General features: G+C 37.1%; 13 protein-coding genes and 1 pseudogene. 6 read left to right on the top strand and 8 right to left on the bottom strand.

Going from position 1 to position 17,227, the window contains the following annotated elements; genetic code table 11:
* Window positions 1-214: 214 nt before the first annotated feature.
* Both QUF94_RS13945 and QUF94_RS13940 read left to right on the top strand, forming a co-directional pair.
* A complete protein-coding gene (locus QUF94_RS13945) occupies window positions 215-2,095 on the top strand; it encodes a sigma-54-dependent Fis family transcriptional regulator (protein ID WP_289316388.1) in 1,881 nt (626 codons plus the stop codon).
* 71 nt (window positions 2,096-2,166) lie between these two features.
* The gene (locus tag QUF94_RS13940) at window positions 2,167-3,144 is read left to right on the top strand and encodes an NAD(P)H-dependent flavin oxidoreductase (protein ID WP_289316387.1); all 978 of its coding nucleotides are present in this window, start codon (window positions 2,167-2,169) and stop codon (window positions 3,142-3,144) included.
* Between the two features lie 2,417 nt (window positions 3,145-5,561).
* On the opposite strand, the gene QUF94_RS13935 is transcribed toward QUF94_RS13940, so the two are convergent.
* The gene (locus QUF94_RS13935) at window positions 5,562-6,074 is read right to left on the bottom strand and encodes a hypothetical protein (protein ID WP_289316386.1); all 513 of its coding nucleotides are present in this window, start codon (window positions 6,072-6,074) and stop codon (window positions 5,562-5,564) included.
* 548 nt (window positions 6,075-6,622) lie between these two features.
* On the opposite strand from QUF94_RS13935, the gene QUF94_RS13930 reads away from it, so the two are divergent.
* Entirely contained in the window at window positions 6,623-7,654 is a 1,032-nt protein-coding gene (locus tag QUF94_RS13930) for an acyltransferase family protein (RefSeq protein ID WP_289316385.1), read from the top strand.
* A 372-nt stretch (window positions 7,655-8,026) separates the two neighbouring features.
* Here QUF94_RS13930 and QUF94_RS13925 read toward each other — a convergent pair whose 3' ends face one another.
* Complete coding sequence (locus QUF94_RS13925; protein ID WP_289316384.1) at window positions 8,027-9,121, bottom strand: NADH:flavin oxidoreductase; 1,095 nt, start codon at window positions 9,119-9,121, stop codon at window positions 8,027-8,029.
* A gap of 163 nt (window positions 9,122-9,284) precedes the next feature.
* Between QUF94_RS13925 and QUF94_RS13920 the strand changes: the two genes are divergently transcribed.
* From QUF94_RS13920 to QUF94_RS13910, 3 genes are all read left to right on the top strand, one after another.
* Entirely contained in the window at window positions 9,285-10,142 is an 858-nt protein-coding gene (locus QUF94_RS13920; RefSeq protein WP_289316383.1) for a LysR family transcriptional regulator, read from the top strand.
* Between the two features lie 517 nt (window positions 10,143-10,659).
* Entirely contained in the window at window positions 10,660-11,031 is a 372-nt protein-coding gene (locus tag QUF94_RS13915; RefSeq protein ID WP_289316382.1) for a cyclic-phosphate processing receiver domain-containing protein, read from the top strand.
* A gap of 455 nt (window positions 11,032-11,486) precedes the next feature.
* On the top strand, window positions 11,487-12,548 hold the full coding sequence (locus QUF94_RS13910) for an ATP-binding protein (protein WP_483313654.1): 1,062 nt from the start codon (window positions 11,487-11,489) through the stop codon (window positions 12,546-12,548).
* Window positions 12,549-12,631: 83 nt separating this feature from the next.
* Here QUF94_RS13910 and QUF94_RS13905 read toward each other — a convergent pair.
* The 6 genes and pseudogenes from QUF94_RS13905 to QUF94_RS13880 form a co-directional block, all read right to left on the bottom strand.
* A pseudogene (locus QUF94_RS13905) lies at window positions 12,632-12,774 on the bottom strand (spermidine synthase); the annotation flags it as partial.
* A 269-nt stretch (window positions 12,775-13,043) separates the two neighbouring features.
* Window positions 13,044-14,372: a 6-phospho-beta-glucosidase gene (locus QUF94_RS13900; RefSeq protein WP_289316380.1), complete on the bottom strand. Its 1,329-nt coding sequence runs from the start codon at window positions 14,370-14,372 to the stop codon at window positions 13,044-13,046.
* Complete coding sequence (locus QUF94_RS13895) at window positions 14,369-14,704, bottom strand: PTS sugar transporter subunit IIA (RefSeq protein ID WP_289316379.1); 336 nt, start codon at window positions 14,702-14,704, stop codon at window positions 14,369-14,371. Before QUF94_RS13895 ends, QUF94_RS13900 begins: the two co-directional genes overlap by 4 nt.
* Before the next feature lie 2 nt (window positions 14,705-14,706).
* The gene (locus QUF94_RS13890; protein WP_289316378.1) at window positions 14,707-15,609 is read right to left on the bottom strand and encodes an ROK family protein; all 903 of its coding nucleotides are present in this window, start codon (window positions 15,607-15,609) and stop codon (window positions 14,707-14,709) included.
* A 16-nt stretch (window positions 15,610-15,625) separates the two neighbouring features.
* A complete protein-coding gene (locus QUF94_RS13885; RefSeq protein ID WP_289316377.1) occupies window positions 15,626-15,862 on the bottom strand; it encodes a hypothetical protein in 237 nt (78 codons plus the stop codon).
* A 12-nt stretch (window positions 15,863-15,874) separates the two neighbouring features.
* A complete protein-coding gene (locus tag QUF94_RS13880) occupies window positions 15,875-17,221 on the bottom strand; it encodes a PTS sugar transporter subunit IIC (RefSeq protein ID WP_289316376.1) in 1,347 nt (448 codons plus the stop codon).
* Window positions 17,222-17,227: the final 6 nt, after the last annotated feature.

The following is a 17,227-nucleotide window of genomic DNA, read 5'->3' as shown; positions in this document are numbered from 1 at the left end:
CAATATATATTGATAGAGAAGCTTCATGTGATTATACACATGAAGCTTTTTTAGTAAACTCAATCTATATATTGTAAGCGGATACATAATCTACTATAATTAAATGGACCTCGATTAACATCCTTTTATATTACTCCTTGGTATTTTCCCTGTAGATTGACTAGATATATTTTCACTTTTGAAGGTTCAAACCAAATGATTAGAGGAGGATTATATGCTATCCACTAGTTGTTATCTTCGTACATGGGAACGCTTTGTCAGTGAAGGGGTTCTCGATTCAAATCGCCTGAACAAGCGAATCATGGAATCTTGGCATCGCTGCAAAAAAGATCAAGTCAACCCGTACCTTAATAAAGGGAAGCACATTTTGACGAATGAATCATTGGAAATTCAAAGAGAAAAAAACTCATTCCTGTTGGAAGTGGCATCACCCCAATTATCAAGGATGGATAAATCGATAAAAGAATCGGGAATGATGGCTTTGTTAGTCGATCCCGATGGATATGTCCTATCACTTTCCGGAAACGAGAAAATCCTAAATGAGGCAGGCAAAATAAATTTTGTGGAAGGCGTACGATGGACGGAGGGTGAGGTCGGAACGAACGCAATTGGAACAGCTTTGAAAACGGGTGAAGCCGTTATGATCCAAGGTACTGAACACTATTCCATTGCCTCACATAAATGGAGTTGCTCTGCTAAGCCCATTTTAAATGAAGACGGTAAGATATTGGGCGTTTTGGATATATCTTGCCCAGTGGAATATTTCCATCCATCCATGCTGGGTATGGTAGCCAATTTGGCTTATACGATCGAACAGGAAATGGGAGTGCGTTCCTATAAAAAGGAGCTCGCACTGACCCAGCACTCGATAGAACTTGCAGAAACCTATCCAGATCTGCCTTTTATCGTTTGTAATCAAAAAGAAATGATCATATCAGCCAGCAAACAGGTTCGCAAAAAAATTCCTCAATCCCTTGGCATGGCATTGGCCGAACTATTAAATCATGGATATCGAATCGTTAAGGAAAACCCGCTACTATCTAAAGAAGATAATAGGATTTCCGGTAAGTGTATATTCTTATCAGAGAATCATGGTCATAAAACCATTTTTCCTGCTTCATTGCCATCAGAAGTGTTTGACTTCAAAGGGGAAAGAGGGATTAGTAAATCCTTTCAAAACACATTACATAAAGTGAAGCTTGTTGCACCGACAGAAGCCAATGTATATATACATGGTGAAACTGGGGTCGGAAAAGAGCTAGTTGCCATGGCTATCCATGAAAATGGCTCTCGTAAAAATGGTCCGTTCATCACGATAAATTGCGGAGCCATCCCTAAAGATTTAATGGAGAGTGAATTATTCGGGTATGTTGATGGCGCTTTTACCGGGGCTAAACGGCAAGGGCACAAAGGGAAGTTCGAGCAGGCAAATGGAGGGACCATTTTTCTCGATGAAATCGGTGAAATCCCTCTAGCGATGCAAGTTGCCTTACTGCGTGTACTTCAGGAAAGAAACATCGTTCCAATCGGTGGTACAAAAAGCATTTCATTGGATATTCGCATCATCACTGCAACGCACCGTAATCTTGAAGAGCTTGTCAATGAAGGGTCCTTTCGTAAAGATTTATACTATCGGTTGAACGTTTACCCCATTCATGTACCTTCCTTAAGGGATAGGATTGAAGACATTCCTTATCTAGTGAACTACTTGTGTTCGGAGAATAAATGGAATATTCCATTAACGGAAGAATTATTGAATCGTTTAAAGGATTATTATTGGCCAGGCAATATTAGAGAACTGCAAAATGTACTTCAGCGATTGACCATCTTACTTGCAGAAGGACCTCTGGATTATGTTAATGTGTTGAATTCCATGCATTCACAGCCCGTTACCCGGCATGAGGATTTCCCTCCATTTGAGAAAGGCGATAAAAAAGGTTTCAAGGAAAATGAACTGACGATCCGTGAAAAAATTCAACGGGATCTAATGTTAGAGGCATTACAAAAATCAAGAGGAAATGTCACTGCTGCAGCAAAGTTGATGGATATACCAAGAAGTACATTTTACAAGCGGCTCCATAAGTATGGTTTATAGTCCGGGCAACGTGCATTATCTAAAAACGAATGATTAATAGAAATCCAGGAAAATCGAAAGGGGTAGGGCAATTGAAAACGAGAATTACTGAATTATTGGGGATTGAATATCCGATTATTTGCGGCGGGATGTTTCAAGTTGGACGAGCCCCGCTCGCAGCCGCTGTTTCAGAAGCGGGGGGACTAGGCATCATCACTTCGAAAACACAGGTGACACCAGAAGGTCTTCGTGATGAAATACGTAAAGTGAAAACTTTGACCAAGAAACCCTTTGCTGTCAACCTGAACCTGTTTCCAAGTCAAACGGCAACCCCGAATGATCAGTTCATCGATATTTTGATTGACGAAGATGTAAAAATTGTTGAAACGAGTGGCCGAAGCCCAGAGAGTTTAATGCCCAAACTTAAAGAGCACGGCTTTACCGTGATACATAAGGTAGCGAACGTCAAAAACGCCATATCGGCAGAGAAATTAGGTGTCGATGCCATTATTATTGTAGGGAATGAAACAGGCGGGCATCCTGGCATGGGGGATGTAGGTACGCTTGTCATGCTCCCTAGAGCCGTTGACTCTGTTACTATACCTGTGATAGCAGGCGGGGGATTTTCAGATGGCAGAGGCCTCATTAGTGCATTGTCACTCGGTGCTGAAGGTATCGTCATGGGGACTCGCTTCATGGCAACCAAAGAAGCGCCCATTCATGATAACGTGAAGAACTGGATGGTATCAGCCAATGAAATGGATACGGTTGTCATCCAACGGAATATAGGGAGCCCATCGCGTGTAGCATTAAATGCCGTCAGTAAAGAAGTGGACAAACTTGAAAGTGAAGGGGCCACTATAGAGGAATTAATTCCGCTAATTACTGGACAAAGAAGCAAAAAAGTATACTTTGAAGGAAATTTAGACGGAGGCATCTGGTCGTGTGGTCAATCCGTAGGACTGATAAAAGAAGTATTGACTGTCAATGATTTATTAAAACAAATCGTCCAGGAAGCAAAAATCTCGTTCGAATTCATCCAAAACCGAGTCGAATCCATTCGAACATGAAAAAACTATCTTTCAAAATGAAACATGAGATCAAAAGGATCTCATGTTTTATTTTTATCTCGGGATATATGGTTTCAAATGTGTCAAGTCATAGGCTTATTCAAAATTAAGGGTACGTACTAAAGGGAGCAAAATCATTGTTTAATACAGAAAGTGGAAGAACCGTCTGGTTTATTCACCACACTAAGGCAAAAAGCTAATACCAGAAGAAGGTCGGGTACTTAAATCAACATTTATCATACTTGCTAACCAACTTTCAGGAATTTCTTAAAAAAGATTGACCGATTATTTTTATTGGCAATTATTATTTATGAAGTAATCTGATGTAAATGAACCAAATAAATAGGCTGTGAAAGTTGCGCGAATAGAGTTTACTATATTACTCCCTTTAATCTGACTATACCTTAGTGCTTTATACAATTCTTATGACATCTGGCATGTGCCTATAAGCTGCTTTGATTCCTGAACTTTGCTTCACTTTGAATCATTTTTTATAAAATGTAAAAAGCGAAGTTAATCTTTACGATTTATATATAAATGAATTCTACTCAAGATACCAGAAAACTCATTTGCTAAAAGTGGATAGTTTTTCAAAACAACGATTTGAAGGTTTACATTATAACACATGGCAGTTTCATATTGATTCATTGCATGTTGGACTTATGAAAGCTGTCAAAACTTGTTTTTGTCCTTAATATCGCAATACTTTCCATTTAAAAAATAGATTACACAACAGAGCAGATTGATCATCATTGAATTAAGGTTTTTAATCATTTATAAATGGTATTAATTCGTGCTATAGCTATAAGTTAAATTAAGAAGTCTTTTAGGAGATATTGTGGCTAAATAGCGGATCCCATCATCACTTTCAGTAATAAAGCGGAATTTAAAGTAAAAAAGCTATTGAGTCGTCATTAGGATGAACTATATTAATATAACTTTTTATAAGTGTTAACCCGTGATATTTCTCATTTTACCATTTAATTTATATATCAGAATAATAAAATAGGCGGATTAGGTCTGATGGGGAGGTTAATTAAGATCCATATAGAATATGTAGATAACGATTCTAATAGTTTCGTCTAAAAATATGTCTTAAGGAAAGGAATCTGCAAAATGAAGAAAAAGATTAATTGGGCACTCGCCATAGCAGTGTTATTGATAGGTGGGGGAATCATTTATTAATTCATAACTATGTCACAATACAATAATACTGAAGCTTTATACGGATTTCCTATACCTAGAAATGCTGAATGGGTCATATAAATGAACGAGGGAAAAGGTATAATTGGTCAAGAGCATCAGAAGAAAACGGTAAAGCGGATGGATGGAAAAAGGGGGAAAGTGAAGGAGCTTCGATTTTTTACAAGAAGGGTAATAATACAATAGATTTAATTACTACAACAAGTCAATTAGAGATCCTGAGAGTAAAATGACTAAGTATGGTAAATAATAAATGAACTAAAGTGTATTAATTAAATAATGGGCACACATAACTAAAAATGGCGTAAAACAGAATATGTTAGCAATTAACAGAGAAATTAAGGTTCATATAAAACAGGGAATTAAATGACATTAGACATAACTAATTGTAATTAACTTATATCCAAGAAATCTGTATGCCAATGTTTATCTTTACTATAAAATATGAAGATCAATCATTTTTTCACTAAACTGTATTGATACTTACTAAAAGTTTTAAAAGTATTAATACAGTTAACTTCAATTAGATAAAAAGGTTATAAATAAATATTAGTAATGGTTTCATTTGAAAATTCGCATTCCGTCTCACTAAGTTAAGTATTCTTAAGATATGAGACAAAATTAACATGAAAATTATTACTTCCTATAATATATATTATGTAAACTAGAATAAAATATAATAGTACCAAATGGTCACAGCTTCAAGTTCCCATAAGATTCATTATTGTCCCCTAAACTTGGTTCGAGTTGACTATAATATTCATTGCCGCTTCAGATAACTCTCTATTCTCATCTATGATTAAGTGTGAGTGCAGATTGTAAAATTGTTTTTTTACAGCTGTGTTCATGAACAACATCACACCAGCGGGACTATTGGTGTTGTCTTTCTCAATCCCTAGAAGTAATCCAAATTCATCTTTCCTGAATCCAGTAATAAATACATCAGTGTACTTATAGTTGATTACTTTAATCCAATCCTATGAACCTTTTAAGAAAAAGGTTGCCTCAGCAACCTCCCTTATTTAAGTAAAGCACAAAATGGATAAGTTTCCCTAGCCAGCTCATTTTACTCGTTTTCGTTTGGCTACTTAATTCGTTACTACCATTGAAAAATCCGATTCCATAGCACTAAGCATCCGATTCACTAACAACCTCCATACATTTCTTGCGATTATATACGATTTTTGTTCATCTAGAATAGAATTAAACTGTTTCTATTTATTTTCCTTTTCCCATTCGATTTCGTTATCTTCCGCCAAGGTTTTGAGATCCACTTGATACTGCCTCATCATTTTACGCGCTTTTGATAATTTTTGATTCGCTTCGTCTATCTTTTCACGATCTTGTTCTTCGATTGCAGAAATGACCGTCAGGAATGCACTGTGCTGAAGGTTCGCCGCTTCTATAAAATCTTCATGAACCGTTTTTATTTCTTTTTCTTCAATTTCGACCGCTTCTAAATCAGTGATGAAAGATTGGTATTTCGGCTGGACTTCATCGACGAGTGCGGCATACATTACTTCATCGTTCGTATAATTATCGCCCGTCACACTTTCATACCGTGCAATCACTTCGCTTTCTTTTTCTGCAAGCGGTGGCAAATCCTCGTTTATATAACTCAACAATTCCTCCTGCATCGGGTTCCCGCATCCCACCAAGAGAAGAATTAACAAGCTTCCTATAAACAGCCTTTTCATCAACAACACCCCTCCATCATTTTTATTCATTCCCTGCCTTGTCTAATGAAAAGAAAAAATGAAAATATAAAAAAACGCCCATTGGACGTTTACATGTTGACGATGAAATCTAAAATCTGATTGAACAGGTATAAAACTTATCTAATGATTTATCCTATTTACTACATTTTCCATTGTTTTATTCCCCCAGTTTCTCTTGAAGAATTTTTATTCAGTCATCCTTGCTGTAAGAAATCATTAGTAGTTAATAACCTATTAGGCATCCCTTTTCCCACTTATTATTCTTAGTTAGAGCATCCCCCTTTTCTACTGAATGGTTAAAGCTTCACGTTCAATATCCTAAGTTGTTAAGATACGCCTGGTAACTATTACTTCGAACAAGAAGTTGACTGCCTATTTGGCATACATATGACTATCCGCAAGGTGATGCACTACTACTTGAGTAACAGACCACCCTCCTTTAAGTCACTTACAGGATCTCGTAATTGAATTCAGAAAGAGAAAAATAAAAATCTCTTGGGTGTACATAATATAGGGGATAACCAATGATAGTAAAAGTGTTATGAAAGGGTGAACAAATGGAAAGAAATAACGCGATTGACTTTATTAAATTTTTTGCAATATTTTCCGTTGTAGTCATTCATGTATTCCCAAGGGATAACCAGATTGGTCTATTTATTCTCGACAACTTCTCAAGGTTTGCGGTGCCATTCTTCTTTACTGCATCTGGTTATTTGTTCGGTAAAAAGATCATGCATACAAGGGATTCCATAGATTATTTTAAAAGGTATATTATAAAAATCTTAAAACTGTATGTATGCTGGCTCTTCTTTTATATGATGTATGATGTTCTTATTCTTTATAAAGTTGCTACAGATGCACCAAAGGAATTTGAGCAATACATTAATCAATTTTCATTTCTTGACCTTATATATTATGGAACTGGGACTAGCGGATACCAGTTGTGGTTTTTAACCGCATTAATTTGGAGTGTTATCATTCTATTCGTTTTTTTAAAGTTAAAAAAAGTGAAGCTTCTTTTAATCATCAGCTTAATATTAAACTTATTAGGTCTTTTCGGACAATCGTATTCGGTGTTCTACGATTTTCCTCTAAGTACACGGGATGCTTTATTCATTGGTCTTTTTTATACAACTTTGGGATTCTTCTTTGCGAATGATAAATTCTTTGAAAAGTCAAAATCAATAACAGCCAAAACCTACCTATTATTAATTTTTATCTTCTTTACTGTCCAAGTGTTAGAAGGATACTTATTGGAAAAGGTATTATCTGCAAGTCACGGAGAATATTTTATATCTACTATTTTTTTAACTACATTTCTTTTTTTATTTGCAATAAATAATACTACATTGGGGAAGGATTTGTTCATTACTAAAGTAGGAGGAAGAGCCTTAGGTATATACATTGTTCATGTTGTCTTCATCAATATTTTTGATTTGATTTTATCGGGAGTGAAAATGGAGCATATATCTGACAATTTATTCTTAAAACTATTTGAGACACTCCTTATAATTTCTATGTCGTACATATCTTATGACCTACTTCAATATTTTAAAAGGCGTTTAAGCGGACTGATAAAAACCAGTTAGTGGAAAGTTACAACGATAAAAGAGCATGAGACCTGAAGTCCCCATGCTTCTTCTTAATATTTACGCTTGAAAAACCATAGTCCAAGCTTTCTTAAGTTGAACATTTTATTATTAAGGTTAAGGTTTGGACTTAATGATTTCAAAACCTGAATAGTTCTCTACTACTTCGGTATTAACCATTTGTCCACCAAGGTTTACTTATGCAAGCACTAGATGAATATACAGCAGCCGTCATTCCTGTTGGACCTGAACCCTATAATAATTACATCATACATTATAGCTTATTGCACTAAAGCTCCCGTTTGTTCAATAAAAATTTATTTATAAACAAGCTAATTCCATAAAATGAATTAGCTTGTTTATTTTTTTATCCTATAATTCAAAATTTTTAATAACAGCAGTTGGCCGTAATACTTTTTCCGGATCGAACTCTTCTAAAGGTTCCTCTTTTTGAACTCTCTTTACCCAGTCGTGATTAGCCAATGCTCCTTTACCTAAAGTTACAATATCAGCATGACCATTATTAATAAGTTCAGAAGCTCTTTCTGGCTTCTCTAAGTGTCCGTTTGCGATAATAGATAATTGACTATACTCTTTAGCAAGTGCTACAAGTGAATCTTTTCCTGTTTCAAATGCTGGTTTCCACGCTTCAAATTCTGTTATATGAATATAATCAAGACCTGTATTTCCTAATGTTCCAAAGATAATCTGGGCGTCTTGCTCTTTTCCTGACCACTTATAAGTGTAATCGACCACTTTTGATTGTGAAATTCTAATACCAATAGTAAAGTTTTCTCCTACCGCTTTTCTAACTTCCTGAATTGTTTCTATTAATAACCTAACTCTATTCTCAGGAGTGCCACCATATTCATCTTTACGATGGTTAGTATATTCCGTTAAGAAAGCATCTAATAAATAGCCATTTGCTCCATGTAGTTCTATTCCATCAAAACCAATAGATTTAGCTCGTTTTGCAGCTTCAACGAAGCTATTTTTAACATCCGCTATTTCTTCTTTTGTTATTTCTCTAGGTAACCTAAATGGACCTTCACCTAAATAAAATTTTAACTGTTCTCCTTTTGGTTGAACAGCTGAAGGAGCAACTGTTCCATCAGTGAAACGATTTCCTTGTGATAATGGTCCAGAATGTTGTAACTGCATAAAGATTGTTGATCCTGCTGAATGAACAGCATCAACAATTTTTTTCCACTCTTGTGCTTGCTCATCAAAAGCAATACCTGGTTGATAATCGTACGTTTGACTATACTTATCATCAATATAAGTACCTTCAGTAATAATTAGCCCAAACCCACCTTCAGCAAAGGATCTATAATAATTAAGCATTTTCTCTGTTACAAAACCATTTTCAGTAGCAGTAATACGCGTCATTGGTGCTACGCCTACTCGGTTCTTCAAAGTAATTGTTCCTATATTGAATGGTTCAAATAATGAATTTGTATCTGACAAGATATTAACCTCCTGTTTTTTATAGAAATAAAAATAAAATCCTGATTAGTATTTGAATTAACAACTGCTTGATATTAGTTTAAATCCTCTATTCAATTTAGTAAAATAGATACATTCGATAATTTAGTTCGAAAAAATTGAACTTAAGGAGATTTATTTATATATGGAACTTCGTCAACTAATTACTTTTAAAACGATAGTGGAAAAAGGTGGGTTTAATAAGACGGCAGAACATCTTGGTTATGCTCAATCCTCCATTACTACGCACATCAAAGAACTAGAGAAAGAATTAGGTAGACCCTTATTTGATCGCTTAGGAAAGAAAGTTGTGTTAACTCACTACGGAAATGAATTTTTGTCTTATGCCATCAAAATCATTGAACTATATAATCAGTCTTTAAATATAGACAAAGAACCACAAGGAGAGTTAACTTTAGGGATTTCGGAATCTTTAACAATTTGCCGAATCCCGAATATTCTTCTCGAATATAAAACGAAATATCCTAAAGTAAAGCTATCATTGAAATCACTTGAAAATTATAATGTTACAAAAAGTCTACAAAATGGGGAAATTGACATGGCCCTATTATTAGAAAAAGATGATTGGAGACAAGAAGAACTTTACTCTGAAAAACTCATAAGAGAAAGAATGGTTTTAATTAGCCCTCTACATGTAAAAGATCTATCTCATACAGCACTGTACTCCGAATTAAAATGTAGTTATAAATCAGTTTTTGATGAATATATTGGCCATCAGAATTTAGATATAAAAGAAAGTGTAGAATTCCAAAGTATAGAAGCGATAAAACAATGCGTTAAAAGTGGTTTAGGTGTATCACTAGTTCCTTACTTTTCAGTTAAAGAAGAATTAGAAAGCAATAAACTAAAAGGAGAATTTGTTCCACAACAACATTCATCTATAGCAACATACTTGACTTATCATAAGGATAAATGGCTTTCTCCTTCGATAATCAGCATGATTCAACTCATACAGAACCACGCTAAAACATGGTACTTTTAAATTTAAAATGAGATGTTTTGGCTTTAATAAGCGATTCTTTAATTTTTCTTTAACTAACCTGCCTATAGGAAAGGAAGTATGAAACAACTGACATTTAATGGAGATTGACCACTTAATTCAGAAGTTGAGAAAAGTGAGTTAATACGGGAGTAAGTAAAAATGTATAAAATCAAATGGTTTTAGTTCGAGAAAAGGGAAAAAAGAACAGCTCCTCCCCCCTTCATCACATTGTCTTACCGTTATTTCAAACTATAAAGAAACTCTTTTTATTTAAGGTGATTTTTGAACGACTGGTCAACCTGCTCACTGATTTTCTCAGCAACATTCTTTTTGAAGTAAGCACCCGATAGTTGAAAAAGAATATTCATTACGAAATGTTGTCATATATTATCCTTTAACGTCGAATATGCCACCTTCTTACATTGTTGTGTTAGACTTGATATATAAAACCATATTTATATTGGGGTTATTTGACTTTTTATTGTCCCCCTTGTATAAGGGAAGGAGTGTATAAGAAATGGAGAAAATTAGCGTTTTTCTGGATGACTATCGGAAAGCACCCGATGGCTATGTGTTAGTCGAGACTATTGATGAATGTATAGAGCTATTGCATAACTTTGATATTGAACATCTCTCTTTGGACCATGATTTATTAAATAAAACTAGGAATGGTTTTATGCTTGTTCAAAAGATGGTTAAAGAAAAAATATTTGCTAATCGCATTACCATTCACTCTGCCAATTCAGTTGGCGGTAAAGCTATGTACAACTGTTTAAAACAAGCCCAACGAGATTTTACAATGCCCCCTGCCATTATTGTATCCTTAAGACCACTGCCCCTCAAATTCTTCCCTCCAAGGGTTCTGCAGCATTATATAGAAATACGGTAAACTCTTCTCAATTACTTTTCATCAATTCATCACTTTCTCGATATATCCAGGATTAATGACCATTGATCTAAGGCTTCCTTCAGATTCCGTATCACCGCGTCCCCCCCTAATCTTTGACTAATGGTTCCTCATCCCATCTCTATAGCATTTTATCACCAAGCAAATGTTCATGCCTGGCACACAAAAAGTCGAGACTTCATTATATTGAGGTCTCGACTTTTTGTGTTTTAAATAATTTTTAAAGTTCTTCCTTATGTCATAATTCCCTGTGATTTCTTATGACATTTCTAACAACTTGTGCTTTTAATAAATTCTTGGCTTCTTCAACATTGAGGAATGATTTACATTCTTGAATAAATGTAACAAAATAATTAAAAAATAACTCAAAAAATTTGTATTTCAGTTAGGGATGTTTCCTGATATACTATTGGGAATAAGAAAACGGAGTGATTTACTTGGAATTGAAAATTGGATCACATGAACTAGACTTCCACCAATTGATAGAATACTCCCTAAATTCAATTTGGATTGTTGGAGAAGAAGGGAAAATCCTATACTGTAATAGAGCTTGTTTGGAATTGCTAAAGTTAGATTCTCCTGAGGACATTTTATATAAAGACTTGTACGCTTTTCTTCCACCAGAAATCCATGCTGGTTGTAAAGAACGATTAAATAGGGTTCTCGAAAATCAAGAAATAGTTGAACTGGCAGAACAAAAAATGATTTGTGGTGATGGAGAGATCATCAATATTGAAGTTACAGCTGTCCCTTTTTATTTAAAAGACATACCCTTGGCTCAAGTCATTATTCGAAACATTACAGATCGTAAAAGAGCAGAAAGAGCAGAGATTCTTTTGAAAGAAAGAGTGAAATTAGCATCAATCGGTCAAATAGCTGCCGGGATTGTTCATGAAGTTAAAAACCCTCTTACAACAGTAAAGGGATTTTTACAGCTATTAAAAGAATCCCAGCCTCATCCTTATTTTGATACGATTGAAACTGAATTAGAAAAAGCGTTAGAAACTCTGCAAAATCTATTACAAGTTTCTAAACCAGATTTACATGAGGAACCTATTGTTCCCATTGATTTATGTAAGGAGTTAGCTTCTATTTTGTTTTTATTCCAAGAACAACTTTATAAGGTGGAAATAGAATGGGCGTTAAGGGATACAGAGAGAAAAGTTGTTGGAAAGAGAAATTTATTTCTAAAAGCCTTTTTTAACCTGTTGAAGAATGCAATTGAGGCAATGGATGAGATTCAAGGCAAGCGGAAAATAAGAATTGAACATTATTATAAAAATGGACAAATTCATATAAAAGTGAGTGATACAGGAGTAGGGATATCTGAAGATAAATTAAAGATGCTAGGAACACCTTTCTTTTCCACCAAAAGCGAAGGAACAGGTTTAGGTCTAACTCAAGTATTTACAACGATACACAAACATGGAGGAAATATCTCAGTTCAAAGTGTTGTTGGAAAAGGAACTACCTTTCATGTTCAGCTTCCTGTTAAATAAAAAGGTTTTCTACATAATTAATGACGACAGTTTTTCCATGGGTTTCGCCTTGAATTTCTTTGCTGCCATATGAAAGCCTTGTCACCAAAAGAAGGAATGATTGTGTGGTAACTCATGACTTCGAACCCAACACTCCCGATAGTCCGTCCTATACTCCAATAAACGAGCGGGCATCGTCCGGTGAATTGGATTGACAAACAAGTACGCCATCATTTTCAAGGAAACTGTAGTCATTTAGTAAACAGATATTACTGCTGTTAATCTGGTTATCCATTGTACATAAAACAGAACAAGCAAAGAATTAAACCACAGAAGGTTATTTGTTCTAAAAAAATAGATGACTTCCTGATCAGAATCGAACAGGATGTCATCTATTTTGAATTATTAATTTAGAATGTAATAACTTGTAATGCCGAGGTCATCCTTTCCTGCTAAAAAACTTTTCAGAATCATCCTCTGTAAAGATTACCTTTAAAAACATCCCATTGATTCAATTCAAGATTTCACTTCATTAAAAAATTGTGGCAGGTCTTCCTTATGCGCTTCGAGCATTTCATCCAATATTTTTTTGGCAATGGTATCTGATGGTACCAAAGGATTTATGGTCATCGCCACCAAAGCTGTATGATAATCTCCTGTGACAGCCGCTTCAGCAGCCATTCTTTCAAAAGATTTAATTTGCTGGACCAATCCCCGGACTGCCACTGGCAGGTCGCCGATGGCAATCGGTCTTGGGCCCTCTTTGGTGATTACACAGTTAATCTCAATGGCCGATTCATCTGGAATACTCGCTATCGCTCCGTTATTGCGTGTATTGACTGGCTGTATATCCCGTTTATCATTATAAATCGAATTGATGAGGCTGCAGGCAGCTTCGCTGTAATACGCTCCACCGCGTTTTTCCAGTTGAGGTGGTTTAACATTAAGTTCAGGATCCTTATACAACTCGAATAGTTCTTTTTCCAGTTGTTGAACGACCTCTGCCCGCGTTCCATTTGTTGCTGAAGATTCCTTTTCTTCGGCGAGCATTTCATCGGTCTTGTAATAATAACGATGGTATCCGCAAGGAATAATGCCCATTCCTTTAATGAAATCACGATCCCAGGCAAAGCCCGCAATGTTTTTCATCGTCATTTCATTTTCCGGATTCCCAAGAGCCGTTATTACTTTATCCTTCACGCTTTTTCCGTCCACATATACATCTAATCCGAATACCATATGATTCAATCCGGCAAAATCTACTTGGACCCTGTCTGGCTCTACATTCAGAGCTTTTGCTATACCCATTTTCATCCCGATGGGAACGTTGCATAAACCCACAACCTTTTTGATATTGCTATATCTTAAGACTGCCTCCGTAACCATTCCAGCTGGATTGGTGAAGTTCACAAGCCAGGCATCCGGACAAAGCTCCTCCATATCCCTGCAGATTTCAAGTATGACTGGTATGGTCCTAAGTCCTTTGAATAGACCTCCTGGCCCATTTGTCTCCTGTCCGATTACATCATATTTTAACGGAATCCTTTCATCCTTAGCTCTTGCGTCAAGTAATCCGACCCGGAATTGGGTCGTTACAAAATCTGCATCCTTCAATGCTTCGCGCCTGTTAAGCGTTAAGTGGATATCGATTGGCAGACCTGCCTTTTCAACCATTCTTCTTGCAAGATTCCCTACGATTTCCAGTTTTTCATTTCCCTTGTTAATGTCAACGAGCCAGATTTCACTAACGGGAAGTTCGTCATACCGTTTGATAAAACCTTCAATCAGTTCCGGCGTGTAGCTGGAACCCCCGCCTATTGTCACGATTTTTATACCATTCTTCAATATGACACCCCACCATTCTTATTTTGTCTCATTTCCCGATACATTCTGATCATTTCCGCTACTAGGTCACTTATCGTCTCGGCACTCATCATTTGATCCTCTGCATGCATAAGAAGAAGGGAGATTTCCACCTTTTGACCTGATGCCTCCTGCTGGATAAGCCCTGCATGGGCATGGTGGCCTTCGAGCATATGAGTCCGGGATTCTTTCAGTTTTTTCTCGGCCGATTCATACCTTCCATCTCTTGCCTCATACAAAGCTTCCATGATCAAGCTCTTTGCGGTTCCTACATTGCTGATAATTTGAAATGCTACAGCTTCCATTCCTTCCATGTCTATTCCCTTCTTCCTTGTTGTACATATGTTTGCAGATGATGAAACAGGGCACCCATCATGCCTGCATCGTTGTTCAAATGGCATGATTCAATACACGATCCATTTATATAACCATTTAATGATTCAACTCTTCTTCTGAGCTCTGGTATCAATCCTTCCCTTGCACTTACAGCCCCGCCCATCAAGATCTTGCTAGGATTGAACATGAAATACAGATTATGGATGCCGATTGCAAGGCTATCATAGAAGCGTTCAACTTCTTCCAATGCTATAGGGTCACGATTTTCATAAGCTTGAAAAACATCCTCGCCCGTTACATCTGCAGCCAATATCCCTTTATATTTGGCATACCGTTCCCTCATGCCTGATATTGATCCATTCCAGCTCAATGTATTTTTAAAAGCTGAGTTATTTTTAGTACCATGGGTAATCATGAATCCAAATTCACCGGCCCCAAAGGAAATGCCTCGATATAATTGATTATTAAGGAAAACCGCTCCGCCAACCCCTGTACCGACCGTCATGCAGATAAAGTGTTCAATATCCTGTGCGTTACCCTTCCACTTCTCGGCGAGAGCCACACAATTCACATCATTCTCCACCGTGACAGGGAGATTCGTCAGTCCTTCAAAATATGTTTTAATGTTGAAACCATCAAAATCCTTGATGGCTCCTCCCTTTTCGATAAAACCAGTCTGGTTATTTACAAAGCCTGGAGCACTGATGGCGATTCCTCTTAAACTGGGAAAAATGGAGACTTTAGTTAAGATCGCTTGAAGGATGGCCTCCCCGTTGTTACGGGCCGTTGGAAATCTTCCTTTTTCCAAAATATCTCCTGATTCGGTCAGTAATCCGTATTTTATTTCTGTTCCCCCTATGTCAAAGGCTAGGTAGTTGGACATGATATACTGTCCCCCTCTACTGAATTTTTTTAATTGAATAATATAGACCAGGGCCGAACTTGGATTGCTGAAAGACCTGTTTAAGGTGCTTCACCGCTTCCTCCCCCGGGAGGGCAGTCATTGCTTCAAATACAGCCTGAACCCGATTTGAGGATAGAAGGGTTGTTTTTATGCGTTCATCTTCATATTCCGAGAAGAAATCACAAAGATATGATATCTGTCCGGAATTCATTTGAATTTGATAAGTATTCATGCATTCTCCTTTCTAAGCAGGTAAATCGTTATTGCCGGCATCCGTTGATTGCTGTATGGCTGCAGCCTTATTCGAAGCGAGCACAAACGGAAGATAGACAACGGTTGAAACAGCCAGACAGACGAATCCGAGAATCAGGGCCATCCAGTTTCCGCCAGTACCAAAGAATGCAATAAGTGGACCAGGCGTCGTCCACGGCACAGTATAGGCTATCGGCGGAATCAGCTCTGTTGTGATCGCGATATACCCGATCAAGATGTTTACTGCCGGCACCAGGATGAATGGGAAGATCAAAATTGGATTAAGTACGACCGGCAATCCAAAAATGATTGGTTCATTGATATTGAAGATGCCTGGTGCAATGGAAAGCTTTCCGATATCGCGATAATCCTTTCTTCTTGATGCGATGAAAATGGCAATGATCAATCCCAGGGTCATGCCTGATCCACCGTAATTGGCGAAAGCATCATTGATAGCCCACGTAACAGGGTATGGGGCTCCCCATGCCGATCCATGTGCAGCGACATAGTTCAGGTTCTCAAGCGTTGCCTCCGCAAACATTCCTTCCCTGATTGCGGCAACTGTATTAGGACCATGAATCCCGAAGACCCAGAGGAGATTCGATACTATGGCCAGGATAATTAACGAGAATATATTGGTTCCCAAGTTTTTCAATGGGGTCTGGATCATTGCATAAATCAATTCATGGATCCCATTTGGGTAGATAGCTAGAATGATTGCATTACCAACTGAGAATAATACTGTAATGATGACGATTGGAAAAAGAACCTTGAATGTTCTCGAGATGGCTGGCGGTACGGACGCAGGCATCGTGATTTGAAGGCGTTTCGATTTGGACAATCGGCTGAAGATTTCGCCCACGAGCAAACCAATGATCATGGCTACGAAGAGGCCCTGTGCCCCCACCCATTGAGTGGAAAGGAAATTCGTCCCATCAACCACCGTATAAGCGGGATATACAATGAAGAAAGTGGAAAGGGCAGTTAATCCGCATAGAAGGTCATCCGCCTTCATGGCTAAGGCTATATTCCTGGCAATTAAAAAGACAATGAATATGGATAAAATGCTTGTTGAACCATTCAATACTGGTGCAAATACCTGCTGGAAATCCGCTAAATTAGGAAATAGCTTATTCAAGAACAGCAACCTTGCAATAAAGCCATCCGGAGCCAGCACAGCAAAATTCAATAGAACGATCAATGATCCCGCCAATGTGATGGGAAATGCTAAAATAAACGCATCACGAATAGCGACAATATGCCTTTGAGAGTTCAGTTTAGCCGCTACAGGAACAAGGGCTTTTTCCATTACACGCTCAAAACTAGCCATGAATCCCATAATATA

The sequence above is a fragment of the Peribacillus sp. NJ4 genome (assembly GCF_030348345.1).
Taxonomy (GTDB): Bacteria; Bacillota; Bacilli; order Bacillales; family DSM-1321; genus Peribacillus.
This window is presented reverse-complemented; position numbering and strand designations above follow the sequence as displayed.